The following is a 13,859-nucleotide window of genomic DNA, read 5'->3' as shown; positions in this document are numbered from 1 at the left end:
TCAGGTGTTCCTGCACGCCCCAGCACTCGGCGAACAGCAGCGCCGTCCTGATCCGACAACGCGCGAGAGACCGCCGCACGGCGAGCGTGCTGGGGCCGCGCCCACGCGACCGATACCGTCCACCTCGTCGACGAAGGGCATGCTCCCGGCGCTCGCGCGTCCGACGGCGACGGCGGGCGCACGGCAGACGGGACCACGAGGCGGCTGACATGAGCGACAACTACCTGCGACTCTTCCCGACCGACCGGACCTGGCTCCCGACGTCCGAGCAGGCCGACCGAGCCGTCGCCACCCTCCGCGTCCTGGCCCCGAGCGCCCAGGAGATCGCGGCCGAGGTGTACGGCATGGTCACGTTCATCGACCAGGGTGCCAACCTCGAGCGGATCGGCTGCCCGGCCTGCCACGCCGAGCTCGACCTCGAGTGGTGGTCCGAGCAGATGGCGCGGCGGGACGAGCACGACTTCGTGACGCTGGACGTGGAGGCCCCATGCTGCGGGGCCGCGACCACGCTGGACGACCTGGTGTATGACTGGCCGGCCGGCTTCGCGAGCGTCGAGCTGTCGGTGCTCAACCCGGACCGCAGCTGGCTGTCCGCCGACGAGCTGAACACCGTCGCCGCGGCGGTCGGACACCCGCTGCGGCAGGTCATGGCGCATTACTGACGCACTCGACCGGAACGGCCCGGCACGTCGTATTCATGGCCCGAGCGCGGTCGACCCGCGCCTAGGGTGACGGCCGTGACCGTGGAGCGGACCCTGGCGAGGGTCGACGACGACCTGCGCAAGGGCGACGTCGCGATGGCGCGCACCCGCCTGACGAGCCTCGTGCAGAGCCTTCCGCACAGCCTCGACGCGCGTGAGCGGTTGGCCGAGGTCTGCCGGCTCGACGGCGACGAGGTCGAGGCAGGGCGCTGGTCGTACCTCAGCGAGCAGCGGGACACGGCCGAGGTGGCCGCGTTCGAGCGCGCCTGCGGTGACGACCCGCGGCGGATCATGCGCGGGCTCCGCTGGCGCGGGGCGGAGGACCTGGCGGCGAACGGGCTCGCGGAGCAGCGGCTGCGGGAGGTCCGGTCGCGGGCCGAGGCTGCCGCCGGCAAGACGCTCGACTGGTCGGACCGCGGTCGGGGCACGGAGCCCGCGTCGGACCGGCTGTTCGCGGTCGGCTGCTCCGCCGCCGTGCTCGTGCTGGTCGCGCTGGTCGTCATCGGTGCGGTGACCGTCGTCGGCTGGATCTTCTAGCGCGGCCGACGGTCGCCGCCGCGTCCGCCTTCGGGTCGTCGCTGGGGCCGCGAATCAGCCTTCCATCCGGGTAGGGCGAATTCTGCCCCAAAGGGCACCGTGATCTCTTGACACGTGTCAACGATCCGGACGAAACTTCCTGTGCGCGGTCATGAGAGCGCTCCCAGATCGGTGAGGAGCCGCTGCTCGCCCATCGTGGCCTGCGCACGTCCCGCAGAGAAACCGCAGGTGGAGAGCGCATGACGAGGAGACTGCGCCGGCCACTCGCTCGTCACCCTGCCCCGTCGCGTGTCGCGCGTGGTGCGGCCGAAGACCCGGCTGTGCGCGCATTCACGGCAATCGACAACGCCCCAGCCCGTCGTCCATTGATTCAGCGGTAGGCGGCAATTCCCGACCTTCCGCGCCCCGGGGACGCGCCCCGGGTCCGCCCACCACTGCGTCCCGGCATCGAGGCCGGTCGCGCGACCACGCCGTCGCCGCGACCGGCTTCGGTCTTCGGGGCGTCCGACGGCCCCCGCCCGGGTCGGCCGTGCACCGCAGCACCGTCCACCAGATCGGAAGCTCGCCATGCACCAGACACACGTCCACGCCCCTCCCCCACGCGTCCGCGCTCGGCTCGTCGCCGTCGCCGTCGCCGTCGCGGCCGCGCTCGCCCTCGCCGGCGCGATCGCGGGCGCCGGGTCCGCAGCTGCCGACGCGCCGCCGTCGAGCACCCAGAAGCTGACCGGCACGTACGAACGGCTGCAGGTCGACCCGCTCGTCGACGGCCCGACCACCGCTGCGGCACCGACCGCTCCCGACGCCGACCACGACCTCGTCCGCCTCGCCGACGGCACGAGCGTGCAGGTCGAGGGCGCCCCGGACCTGTTCGACGACGTCGCCCCCGGCCAGAAGGTCACGGTGACCGGCACGGCCACCTCCGAAGCGCCGGCCGCCCCCGAGGCGACCTCGACGTTCGAGGGCACCGCCGTCACGGAGCTCGCGCCCGCCCCGGCCGCCGCGGCGACGACCACCCGCACCGTCGCCGTCGTCCTGCTCCAGCTCGGCCCCGCCGGCCCGGCGCCGTGGAGCCCCGACGACGCCCGCCGGAACGTCTTCACGGCCGACGACTCCGTCGCCGCGTTCTTCCGCGAGAGCTCGTTCTCGCAGCTCGAGCTGCACGGCCGGGACCGGACGGACGGCGACGTCGTCGGCTCCCTGACGATCCCCGCCGACACCGCGTGCGGGAACGAGGCGCAGGCCGGGCAAGACGCGCTGGCGGCCGCGGGTCTCGACCTCAGCGCGTACGACCACGTCGCGTACGTGCTCGACTCGGCGGACCGCGGCTGCTGGTTCGGCGGCTGGGCGTACGTCGGCGGGCAGGTCTCGGTGAACCTGTACGCCGGCGACTGGGGCACCCGCTCCGTCCTGCAGCACGAGCTCGGCCACAACCTCGGCCTCAGCCACGCGCAGTCGCTCTACTGCACGGGTCCGGACGGGCAGGTGACGTCGCTCGAGGTGACGGGCGGGTCGTGCAGCATCTGGGAGTACGGCGACCCGTTCGACACGATGGGCAACAACTGGATCGGGTTCCAGTACTCGGCGAGCTACAAAGCCCGGCTCGGCTGGATCGCCCCGTCCGGCATCACGACCGTGACGGCGTCGGGCGACTACACGATCGCCCCGTCGGAGGTGACGACGAGTCGGTCGCAGGTCCTGAGGATCCCGCTCCCGTCGGGCGCGACGTACGACGTGGACGTCCGCCAGCCGTTCGGCCAGTTCTGGGACGCACAGGTGAAGGACTACCCCGCGCTCCTGAACGGCGTCGAGATCCGCCGCGCCGACCAATGGACCACCCAGCTCGTCGACACGACGCCCGACGGCAACTTCTCCGACGCACCGCTCCAGGTCGGCCAGACGTTCACCGACGGCGCCGCCGGGGTCTCGATCCGCACCGAGTCGGTCGGGCCCGACGGCGCGACCGTGCACGTCGAGCTCGGCACCGTCGCGCAGGAGCCCGTGCTGTTCGGGACGTTCAACAGCGGCGCGCCCGGCCCGATGACCCGCGTCCCCGGCACCGCGAACACATGGACGGCCGACGAGACCTTCTCCGGTCCGTGGGGCCGGTTCCGCGTCACGGTCAGCCCGTCGGGCGTCACGTACGGCGACCTCCAGCCCGACGGCGTCCTCGACCAGGGCGCCCCGGACATCGTCGTGCCCGACGCCGGGACGTACACGATCACCGTCGACCTCGACTCGCTCGCGTACGCCGTCACGCCGGTGACGACGGGCGGCGGGTACGCGAGCAACTACCCGATGATGACCCTGCGTGGCACCAGCACCGAGTGGGCCGCCGCTCCCATGGAGCTCGTCGCCGACCACACCTGGCGGCACACCATGGCGTTCGGCGCCCACCCCGTCGAGGAGTACCTGTTCGACGTGGACGGCACCGGCACGACGACGTTCGGCGACGTCGGTGCCGACGGGACCGCGGACCCCGGCGGCCCGACCATCCCGCTGACCCAGGGGCCGGCCATCTACGAGGTGACGTTCCACGACGACACGCTCGCCTACTCGGTCAGCCGGGTCTGGTGAGCCGAGACTCGTGACTTCGGGGCGTGGCGAGCCGACGGGCCGCGACGACGGGATCACCCGCCGTCGCGGCCCGTCCGCACGGTTCGCGGGGCGCACGCTCGACGTCGTCGACGAAGCGATCACCTCTATCGAGGCCATCGGGGGCCCTGCGCGGCACCACGGGCTCAGGCCACCAGGCGCGAGACGCATGTCGCTGACACACCGATCGTCCCCGCTCAACTCCGCCGCCCCATCCGCCGAGATCTCTGTAGTGAGCAACGACCCGCAGTCGATCGACGCCGCCCTGGACCGTCTGGTGGCCGCCTACGACGCGGCAGGCCTGCCGCCGATCCGACCCGCCGGGGACGTCGGCGCCGTCCTCGCCGAGATTCGCGCCGAGATCGCGCCGCTGGTCCTCCCTGCGGACCTCGAGCGGTTCTGGCAGCGGGTCGACCCGGCATCCATCACCGTCGCGCCGTACCCGCGCCCGACCGACGCCGCGTTCGCGCTGCGGACGTGGAAGACGCACCGTGACGAGAGCCCCGGCATGACGCCGCGCCTGCTCTTCCCGGTCGCGTACGAGAGCTGGGGCTTCCTCTTCGTCGAGCTGGAGGACGGCCGTGGGAGCGGCGGACCGGTGTTCGACTGGGCGTACGCAGGCTCGCCGTTCACGATCTGCTTCCCGACGCTCGCGGCGTACGTCGACCTCCTTGCCACGATGATCGAGCTCGACGAGTTCGTCCGCCATGAGCTGGAGACCCACTCCTACGTCGAGTTCGACCCTGACGGCCGCTGGAAGGACGCACTGAACGTGCGTCTGTCGGACGCACAGCCGCTTCTCCACTTCGGGTACGCCCGAGAGCTCGACGAGGGCGTCCGCTCGTGGCCGGAGCACTGGCTGCTCGCGGACGGGCTCACGCCCGAGACGAGAAGACTGCGTGGTGCGACGTCGACCATCGCGGACCTCCTGCGACGAGCCGCCGCCGGCGACGCACCGGTCGCGACGGTGCGGGCGCTCGTCACCAGCCTGGCTGGCTCCGGCGCGGGCTCCCGCGTCGCCATCGACGACGGCACCGGTGTGCTCGACGTGTGGTGCCCGGCAGCCGTCTGCGCGTACGGACCCAGCATCAGGTCGGAGTTCGAGTTCGACGTCGTCGTCCGCCCTGCGCCCGATCCGGTTCCGGACTGGTCCCCGGAGCATCGAGAGGCGCAGTCGGCAGCACTCGCGCACGACCTCGCGAGGGCACAGGCAGCAGCCATGGAGCTCTACGCCAAGGCCTTCCGGACGACCGCAGCAGCCGAGGCGACCGCGATCCGACCCATCCCCTGAGGGCCGGATCGCTGGACCGCCGCCGGACGACGGCTGGACTCGTTCATTGCCGCAGCACCGCGGCGGGGAACAGCACGAGCCCCCAGAACGTGCGGGCTAGCAACTCCCACCCGAGGTAGAGCGCAAGAAGCTGACGCACAGCGGGTTGTCGGAGGGCGGCCAGAGCCGGAACGAGACGGTCCCGGGATGCGCCATGACGTCCTGCCCTGACTCAGCCCACGCCCTCCGCCGCCAGTGCGTCGACCAACAGCCCCACGAGGGCCTCGAGCTGCACGTCCGTCGCCGCGCCCTCCTCGACGTCCGCCCCGTCGAGCGCCCGGGCGGCGAGCGCGGACTTGCTGTCGATGAGCTCGGCGATCTTCGCGTCGATGGTCTGCGCCGCGATGATGCGCCAGGCGGTGACGGGCTGGTCCTGGCCGATGCGGTGGATGCGGTCGATGGCCTGGGTCTGCTCGGCGTCGGTCCAGGACAGCTCGGCGAGCACCAGGTTCGACGCGACCTGCAGGTTGAGTCCGACACCGGCGGCCATGAGGGAGCAGACGGCGATCTGCACGTCGGGGTCGTCGGTGAACGCGGCGACGTTCTTGTTGCGCGTCCTCGTCGTCTGGTCGCCGCGGATCGAGGCGTACTTGATGCCGCGGTCCGCGAAGCTCTTCTCGGCCTGGTCCATGACGTCGACGTGCCGGGCGAAGAACACGACCTTGCCGACGTTGCGGGCGAGCTGCGCCGCGTAGTCGGCGGCGAGGCCGGCCTTGGCCTGACCGATGCGGCGGACCATCGTGAAGACGTTCTCGCCGCCGGCCTTGTCGCTCGAGTCCTTGAGCTCCCCGGCGGCGACGCGGCGGGCGAGGTCGAGGTCGATCCCGTCGGGGGTCATGCCGAGCGCAGTCACGGCAGAGTGGTAGCGCTCGACGAGGCGTTCCGCGAGGGCGGCCTCGGCGGCGCGGATCGAGCGGCCCACGGCGCCGTCGAGCTCGACGGGCAGGTCGGCGACGCGGCGGGCGGGGATGTCGGCGGCGACGTCGACCTTGCGACGGCGCACGATGCCCATGTCGATGACGCTCGACCGCGCGGCGGCGTAGAACCCGGGGTCGGCGGGCGTAAGGCCGGTGTCCTCGAGAGTCGTGATGAGCTTGCCGAGCGGCTTGGTGTCGTCGATCCAGCCGAGGAACTGCCAGATGGCCCGGAAGTCCTCGATGTCGTTGATGAGCGGCGTTCCGGTGAGCGCCATCATGAGCGGTCGCGCCGTGCGCGTGCGGATCTGCTCGGCGATCGCGAGCACGTTCTGCGAGCGCTGCGACGACTTGTTCTTGATGAAGTGCGCCTCGTCGACGACCATCCCGCGGAAGCCGAGGTTCCCGAGCCAGCCGACGTGCCTGTCGAGGATCTCGTAGTTGACGATCACGACGTCGGCGAAGGCGTCGACCTCGTCACCGTCGCCGTGCACCACGGTCGCCCGACGCAGCGGCGTCCACAGTCCGACCTCGTGCGCCCAGTTCGTCTTGACGACGTTCGGGACGACGACGAGCAGCGGGTACGCGTTGGCCGCCTGCGCGGACAGCAGGGCCTGGGCCGTCTTGCCGAGTCCGGGCTCGTCGGCGAGCAGGAACGTGCGGTGCCCGCGGGCCGTGGCCGCGACGACCTGCGCCTGGTGCGGCATGAGCTCACGGCCGAGCGGCAGCGGGACGGGGCGGGGCTCGGGCAGGTCCATGCAGGCGGGCTGGCCGGTCGCGGCGCGCTCGAACGACTCGAACAGCGGGTCGAGCAGCTCCCAGCCGGCCAGACGACGGGCCTTGGCGCTGCGTTCGGCCGCGGCCTCGAAGTCCGGTGCCAGGAACGGGTTCGCCAGCTGACGAGCGCGCACCGACTGCGGCACCACCTGATGGGCGGTGACCGTGAGCGACGCGGCGGTCTTCTCGGGTGCGGGTGCCGGCTCGGGCTCGTCGGGAGGCTCGACGCCGCCCGCTCGCATGAGCGTCGCCTTGTAGTCGCGGGCCGCGTCGGAGACCCGGGCGTCCTCGCTGAGCAGCTGGAGCAGCGACGTGTCGCGCGCGGCGGTCTTGGCGAGCTGCGTCGCGAGGCCGTCGAGCCGCTTGAGCTGCTCGCCACGTCGCGACGAGCTCAGCGTCGTGTCCGCCATGACGCGCGCCCGCTCCTCGCGGACCAGCAGGGCCACGACCTGGAACTTCGTGCGCATCGCCGGCTTGGTCGGCGGCCGCTGCACGACCCGCTCGACCTCGCGCGCGACATCGGCGAGCACCTCGATGAGACTGCGCTGGGCGGGGCGGCGCTGGGTGGCCGTGCCGGTGTCCGTGCGCGGACGACCGGACCGGCGCCGGGCTGGTGCTGCCACTTCTCCTCCTTCGTCCACGCCGCGACCCCGGCGCAACGCGCCGAGCCGCAGCGCGGCATCCCCACCGACGCGGCCCCCAGGCACGCGCATGCACCGACAGCGACCGGCGTCGTCCGTCCGGCAGTGCCGGACGCGCCCCTCGACGCCTCGCAGCGGATGCGTTCAGGTCACCTGGACCTGCATTCGCCCGTCTTCGCGGCTGGCTCGGCGGCCTTGCTGCGGGCCTTCTCGATACCGCGGTTCATCTTTGCACGACCTCGTCCCGGTCCTCCGGCAAAGTGCTGCCCTTCCGAGCAGTCGTGTCGCGAGTCACGCGAGGACAGAGACGGATCGCCTCCTCAGCCGTCACCGTGTCTCCATGGAGATCGCATCCCGCCGACTGCGCCGGGTGTGGTCTTGGGCGACCTCGCAGTCACAGGCGGACGCGCGACGGCGAGAAGCCGGCGCGCTCGTGGGTGAACGGATCCGCACCGTCCGCTACTTCGACCTGGACCATCGCCGCTCCGAGCTGCATCCCGAGCTGGAGGGCGCCGGCCCTCGCACCGTCGTCGACCCGTCCGAGTGGACCGATCCGAACTGGCTCAACGACGGGTTCGACGCCGTGGACCACGGGTTCGAGATCGTGACCCACTCGGGCGCAGTCTTCTCGCTCACCTGGGACCCGCCCGGCCACCAGGAGGGCATCGGCCTGCAGCCCGTCCCCCTGCTCGGGAGCGGAGTCAGCGTCGAGGCGGACGTGGCAATCTGGGACGTCCAAGAACGATCTCCCGGCTGGACGAGCATGGCGGGGACCCACGTGACCGGCGTCGACCTGCACTACGTGCCCTGGGCAGACCGGAGCGGTCCTCCGCTGTGGTGCCCGCACGTCACCATCCACGGCGAGCACGATCGGGTCGACGTCATCATGGGCGACTCCGCGGGCGGCGTGCTGGTGCCGTCCGCGGATGACGTCGCCGTACTCCACCCCGGAACGCCACTTCCTCGGTGGGCTGGGCATCGAGTCCCGTCAGACGTTCCCTGACCGCGAACCGGACATCGCGGTCGCACGGATGGCACCAGTCGCACCGTAGTTCGCGCTGACCTGCACCAACACACTGTGCGCCTGGGCAGATTCGAACTGCCGACACCCGCTTTAGGAGTTCGACGCGGATGCCGCCGTAAGGCGCTGAAATGCAGAACTACATGCGTGCAGTGCGATCCTCGCGACCAGTTTCAGATCGTTGCTGACCACGTGCTGACCACGGCGCGCCAGGGTGCGTCAGCAGGCGAGCGCCGACCACGCGACCCGAACGCTCTGGTTCCAGTCGCATGCACGGCGCAAATCGTCGCACGCTTCGGCTCCGCGTTGCGAGCCTAAGCCAACGTCGACGGTGGCGACACACTCAGGGCACCGTGCTGGCGACCGGCGTTCTCGGATCCCGCCTGAGTCGACTGCGTGACGGCACAGGCTATCGGAGCGGCTTGCGCCATGGACCGACCCGATCGCGCGAGCCGTTCGGGATAACCAAGCTCGCTCCACCTCCTCGAGTGAACCAGCCGCACCGACCTCCGGTAGACGATCGCGGCCCGCTTAGCAATCTCAGGCCCGGATTTGGCGAGGTGTTGGCCGATTCCCCCGCACTACGACTGTCACCACACGCCTCGCCGTGCCGCCCTGGATGGGAACCTCATCGACCCACACTGAGTCTTTCAAGCTCGGAACCCCTCCTCTGTGGCTCGTAAGGTCGAGCACGAGGGCTATCGACAATCCGGGGCCCACCACCGTGTACCCGGCCGTCTGCGGTCCGTAGGATCCGACCAGCGCCGCATGCGATGCATCGGACAACTCGCGCTTCACCTCGATCACGAACCGATGCTCAACACGCTGAACACTGACATCTGCCCGTCCAGCGGCAATGTCGCGCTCCTCCATCCGGGTTGAGTTGCGGAAGCCCGAGCTACACAACCACGAGTACACGTCGCGCTGCAGGTAGTCCTCTGTAAAGGCTCCCTTTCCGGCCGCGGGCGGGAACAGGTAGGCGACCGGATCCCCCCCTGACTCCCGACCGACATCGGCCCGGTCAGCGGCAAACCGAAGAACCTCCATTACCAGTTCGATAAATTCCTCACGCGCGGTGCCCCGAAAGTCCTCTGCGGCCCCCAGGGACAAGACGACTCGATCGAGGAGGTCATCCACGACCGGATCGCGGCGACGCGCCAAACTGCGCCTCCGCGCGTCTGCCTCTTCATTCATCCACGTGACGAGCTCAGGTGACTCGTCAACCGCCTTCGCGAGCTGGTCAGCGAGACGTGTCGCACCAGCCAGACCAAGCTCGGCGGCCAACGCCGGGGCCGCCGCGAGTACTTTTCCCATCGCATCACCGCCTTGAGAGTGCCCGCCGGACTCGACCCCTCGAAGGAGGGCCTCCGCGGCCCTGCGTTCGTCCTCTGGCAGGACGTCTGCCTGCAACGCAGCCTGTAGGTGCTCCAGAAGTCCCTCACGGCGGAGGAAGGCGGCCTCGACCGTCGGCTCCAGTACGATCCGCAGTCCTTCAGCCGACACCACTGTCAGAGAGCGCGACGCCTGATAGACAGCGAGCACCTGCGTCAGGGTCTCCACTGGCGTCAACCAGGAGACCTGAGCGAGCGGCCCCGTCGCGACTCTCAACTTGCCGGCGAGGGTGTACCACTCGACCTCGGCCTGACGACGTGGTGCCGCCCAGCCGCCCAACGCATCGCGCGTCGTGAATGCAGTTCGTCGGTTCATGGCCGCGGACAGCACTGCTAAGGATTCCGCCGCCTCGTCACCTGTCTGCGCGGGCGCCTGCGCGAACGCTGTCAGCACCTCGAGTGCGGCGCGAAGTATCGTGGCGTCATCTCGCGCCTCATCCAGGCTCTCGGCGGAGGTGAACTGATCGCGGGCCGCCGCAACGCCCGTGAGAATGCCTTCAAGGGAGTCTTGCTCCAGGGCCGAGCGAAGCTGAGCCTGGCCGAGCTCGAACAGTGCGTCCGCGCGCGCCTCAGGATGCTCGGCCAGCATGTAGAGCAATCCTTCGAGCGCGTCCTCCCGCCATTGATCGAACGCCAGGCCGACAAGACGAGGTAGGCGCTCAAGCAATTCGACGGCGTCATCGAGAGTGATAGACGAAAGCACATCCAGCGCTCGGAAACGAGCCGACGTTTCGGTCAGACCCAAGCGTGTTAGAGCTTCGAGGTACCAATACGCCTGCAAGCCTTCCGCGCCACGGGTCTCGTCGATGCGCTCAGCGAGCGAACCTGCCAGCTGACGCCCCTGGGCCGCCCGGAAGTGCGGGGAAGACAAAGCAACATCTGCTGCGTCGACGAATACGAGGTTCCGAAGGAATGGCAGTGCCGCAGCGGCGACAGCCAAGAGCTCAGCGGCATGGGGGTCTTCGGCGCGGGCTGCCGCTTCCGCCAGAGCCACAAACTCCGGCGCCTGTTCCCGCGCCGCGGTGGCAACGGCTCCAGCGTCGTCAAGGTCGGCGCGCTCCAAACGCCCGTACAGCTCATCGCCGAAGGCCACCAACGCGTCCAGTTCGGAGGTGCCGGGCACAGCGCGCTCGACCAGCACGTCCTGGAGCGACACGACCAGACCTCCTAAGAGTGAATGATGACGGGCTAGTAGGCGCGCAAACCCCCTTCGGATGACGCACCGGCGTGAGCCGATCGTGCGACTGATAGTCGCTACCGGAGCGGCGCCCTCACCACAGTGGTCCGCCCTCGAGGTTCGAATAGATGTGGTCGGGAGGCAGGTGCCCCTCGACCGCAGCCGGCTCCGCCGACGCGATGACCACCTGCAGTCCGGGGAGCTCTTCCTTCAATGAGTCAAGCTCCTTCAAGAGAGTTGCCTCGTCGTGCACGGTGAGCTCGTCTGACCCAGGCGAGTCAAGAAGGATCAGGCCGGGATGGCTGCCGACACCAGACCGCGCTCCCACACGGAGAAGGGCGACTATGACCGCGACGCGAAGACGCAGCCGCTCACCGCCTGTCACCCTGCTGAACGGCACCTCAGCCCCCGCCGTTGTGACTTGCATTCCTCCTTGGCGACTCAGTTCGACCTTCTCGAGGTTCTCGATACTGAACTTCCTGCCCAATGTCAGGATCTCGGTGTTCAAGTCCTCGAACATCTCGTGCGCCGCAGCGCCGGTGATCTCGGTCAGGATCTTCGTCGCAGCTTCGATCACTCGGAGCGACTCGGAGGGCTCTTGTTCGACGCCACCCTCAGGGATGCCTTCGAGCCTGCCCAACAACCGCGCCTGCTCGAGCTGCAACCTCATCCGGTCCGTGAACTCATCGGCCCTACTAGCGGCAGCGAGTGCGCGCGCCAGATCCTGAACCACGGCACTCGCGTCATCAGCCGCAGTCCGGGCGGCCTCCGCGCTCAGGCCCGCGGCCTCTTCGGCCTCCTTCAGCGCCGCGAGAGCGTCGCCGAATACCTCAGGCTCACCCACGTCTCCAGTGTCGACCTCGCCGACCAGGAACGGCTTCGTGCATACGGAACACTCGTGGAGGTCCTCCTCGCGCGTTACGCGCTGAGTCTCGAACTCCTGCTCACACCGAGGACAGTGCTTCGGGCTGAGCCCCTGAAACAAGATCTCCGCGAGCACCGTCTCGCGGTGGCTGTTCGTCCGCTGCTCCTCGGCCTGACGGGCACTCCTGGCGTCGTTGAACGTGGCTCCCGTGGCTCGCGCGTCAGCGGAAGCGGTGTCGAGAGCGCGTTCAGCTCGCCGCAGCTCGGCGGCGATGGTCTCGTACGAGCGGCCTGTCGCTGTTGGAAGCGCCGCGAGCCTTGCGTTCACCGCTTCGAGTTCGACCACGAGGTCTCGCCGCGTTTGAAATCGCGCTGCAGCATCCTCCGCTATGCGTCGATTTTGATTCAACTCGCCCTGTCTGATGACTTTCTCGAGCGTCGCCAGCCGAATCTGGGTGCTCATGAGCGGAACATTACAAAAGAGTTGTAGAATGCGAGCAGGCAAGGCGGCGAATACAACGTCGCCAAACAGAATCTCCGAACCGGCTGGCGGAAGGTAGATACCCCCAAAGTAAGCGGGCCACGTGTTGTCTCGCGTGTCGCCCTGGTCGCTATCCTTCCGCCTCTGGAAGTTGGTTATGGGCTCCAGGCTCAGCAGCGACAGCATCAACTGATCCTGCTGTTCGCGAAATTCGGGTTCTGACAAGCCGGTCGAAATGTAGTGGACAGAGCCAGAAGGCTCCTCCCCGGCTAAATGGGAGGCAAGCTCGTCGGCATCCGATGCGCGGAGAATGTCAGCAAGGAACCCCGACTCCCCCTTCGTTATTACGACCGCCATCGGCACGTCATTAACTGAATATTCCAGGACGATGCGTTCGAACCACAGGCGCACGTCTGCCCGGAGTTTGCGCGGGCTGCCGCGCAGGGCCCACGTGATAAGTTCGAGCACCGACGACTTCCCCCGTAGATTCTCGTTCGTAATTAGCGCGGTAACCCCGTCCGAAAATTCGAACTGCGCAGCGAATGGACCGTCCCATTGCGTGCGGCTACGCGTCCCGGAGAACGTTAACCGCCGAATGTCCAGGCGGCGCCGAGCTGGCGGCACAGGCACTAAAGTCACGCCGTTAGCCTTGAGGACCGTCTCAACAGTGCTGACGTCGACGTTTGCCTTCGCGGCAATGGTCCTGCTCAGATCTCCCGGGCTGGGAATGCTCATGCCACCGCACCCCCGGCTCCAGCCCGAATCTCTGCCAAGCGCTGTCGGGCACGCTCCGTTATGGACGGAATACGTGCACCGTTGGGTGTCTTCAAGTATTCCTCCTGAACGTATTGACGGTCCTTCAATTGTGTCGCACCCTGCCCACCCGCCAACTCCACTACTAAAGTCGCCCTGTGTGAGTACCAAGCCAAGTCTTCGAATTCTCGGCATATGCGGAGAGTCATTTCCCGGCCAGCCTCCAGCAGGAAATAGTCAGTCCGGACTACATGGCCCGGACGGCCCTTCCGGCGACGGACCACCAGGTCCGCCTGTCGGAGGACGGCGAGCGCATCATCCAGGTCCTCGTAGGCACCGAACAGGTACCGCAGCATGGGATACCTGCGAAGCTCCGGCTCTTCGCTGTCAAGGATCTCGCCAGCAAGCTGGAGGAGTGTCGGGTCTTGGTCCCCATCTACGTAGTCGTTCAATAGCTCATTCGCGAGGTAGTCAGGGTTCCGAACCCAGAAGTCCAGCTTCTGCAGGCGAACCTGTGAACGAACGACACCAACAGCCGTCGCGAGCGCCCCGTCACCACCGATGTCATCTGCCGTGACCGGCTCGGCCGCCTTCTCGATGAGCATCAAGAGCCGGACAGCGTCCTGCATGCGCGTCGTTGAACCGCCCATGCAGTTCCTCCCTGGTAGCCCGTTGACACG

Annotated in this window: 9 protein-coding genes; 5 read left to right on the top strand and 4 right to left on the bottom strand. The window is 68.8% G+C overall.

Going from position 1 to position 13,859, the window contains the following annotated elements; all coding sequences use genetic code 11:
* The first annotated feature begins 209 nt into the window (after nucleotides 1-209).
* From J7523_RS01145 to J7523_RS01130, 4 genes are all read left to right on the top strand, one after another.
* Nucleotides 210-662 (top strand): hypothetical protein, encoded by a 453-nt coding sequence (locus J7523_RS01145; RefSeq protein ID WP_291881319.1) that lies wholly within the window; start codon nucleotides 210-212, stop codon nucleotides 660-662.
* A gap of 75 nt (nucleotides 663-737) precedes the next feature.
* Nucleotides 738-1,238, top strand: a complete 501-nt coding sequence (locus J7523_RS01140; RefSeq protein ID WP_291881317.1) for a DUF6584 family protein — start codon at nucleotides 738-740, stop codon at nucleotides 1,236-1,238.
* Nucleotides 1,239-1,805: 567 nt separating this feature from the next.
* A complete protein-coding gene (locus J7523_RS01135; RefSeq protein WP_291881315.1) occupies nucleotides 1,806-3,812 on the top strand; it encodes a zinc-dependent metalloprotease family protein in 2,007 nt (668 codons plus the stop codon).
* 250 nt (nucleotides 3,813-4,062) lie between these two features.
* Complete coding sequence (locus tag J7523_RS01130) at nucleotides 4,063-5,121, top strand: hypothetical protein (RefSeq protein WP_291881313.1); 1,059 nt, start codon at nucleotides 4,063-4,065, stop codon at nucleotides 5,119-5,121.
* 211 nt (nucleotides 5,122-5,332) lie between these two features.
* Here J7523_RS01130 and J7523_RS01125 read toward each other — a convergent pair whose 3' ends face one another.
* Nucleotides 5,333-7,474, bottom strand: a complete 2,142-nt coding sequence (locus tag J7523_RS01125) for a DEAD/DEAH box helicase (protein WP_291881311.1) — start codon at nucleotides 7,472-7,474, stop codon at nucleotides 5,333-5,335.
* A gap of 358 nt (nucleotides 7,475-7,832) precedes the next feature.
* Between J7523_RS01125 and J7523_RS01120 the strand changes: the two genes are divergently transcribed.
* The gene (locus J7523_RS01120) at nucleotides 7,833-8,495 is read left to right on the top strand and encodes a hypothetical protein (protein ID WP_291881310.1); all 663 of its coding nucleotides are present in this window, start codon (nucleotides 7,833-7,835) and stop codon (nucleotides 8,493-8,495) included.
* Nucleotides 8,496-9,053: 558 nt separating this feature from the next.
* Here the strand turns inward: J7523_RS01120 and J7523_RS01115 are convergent.
* The 3 genes from J7523_RS01115 to J7523_RS01105 form a co-directional block, all read right to left on the bottom strand.
* On the bottom strand, nucleotides 9,054-11,060 hold the full coding sequence (locus J7523_RS01115; protein ID WP_291881308.1) for a hypothetical protein: 2,007 nt from the start codon (nucleotides 11,058-11,060) through the stop codon (nucleotides 9,054-9,056).
* Nucleotides 11,061-11,175: 115 nt separating this feature from the next.
* On the bottom strand, nucleotides 11,176-13,161 hold the full coding sequence (locus J7523_RS01110) for an ATP-binding protein (RefSeq protein WP_291881306.1): 1,986 nt from the start codon (nucleotides 13,159-13,161) through the stop codon (nucleotides 11,176-11,178).
* On the bottom strand, nucleotides 13,158-13,808 hold the full coding sequence (locus J7523_RS01105) for a hypothetical protein (protein ID WP_291881305.1): 651 nt from the start codon (nucleotides 13,806-13,808) through the stop codon (nucleotides 13,158-13,160). The genes J7523_RS01110 and J7523_RS01105 overlap by 4 nt, the downstream gene beginning before the upstream one ends.
* Nucleotides 13,809-13,859 lie beyond the last annotated feature (51 nt).

This window comes from Cellulomonas sp., assembly GCF_017744555.1.
Lineage (GTDB): Bacteria > Actinomycetota > Actinomycetes > Actinomycetales > Cellulomonadaceae > Cellulomonas.
Note: the sequence above shows the minus strand (reverse complement) of the source record. Positions and strands in the feature narration are given on the sequence as shown.

Coding starts and splice junctions, on each gene's coding strand:
- J7523_RS01105 (WP_291881305.1), bottom strand. CDS start 13,808: ATGCAGGACGCTGTCCGGCTCTTGATGCTCATCGAGAAGGCGGCCGAG.
- J7523_RS01145 (WP_291881319.1), top strand. CDS start 210: ATGAGCGACAACTACCTGCGACTCTTCCCGACCGACCGGACCTGGCTC.
- J7523_RS01110 (WP_291881306.1), bottom strand. CDS start 13,161: ATGAGCATTCCCAGCCCGGGAGATCTGAGCAGGACCATTGCCGCGAAG.
- J7523_RS01120 (WP_291881310.1), top strand. CDS start 7,833: ATGGAGATCGCATCCCGCCGACTGCGCCGGGTGTGGTCTTGGGCGACC.
- J7523_RS01135 (WP_291881315.1), top strand. CDS start 1,806: ATGCACCAGACACACGTCCACGCCCCTCCCCCACGCGTCCGCGCTCGG.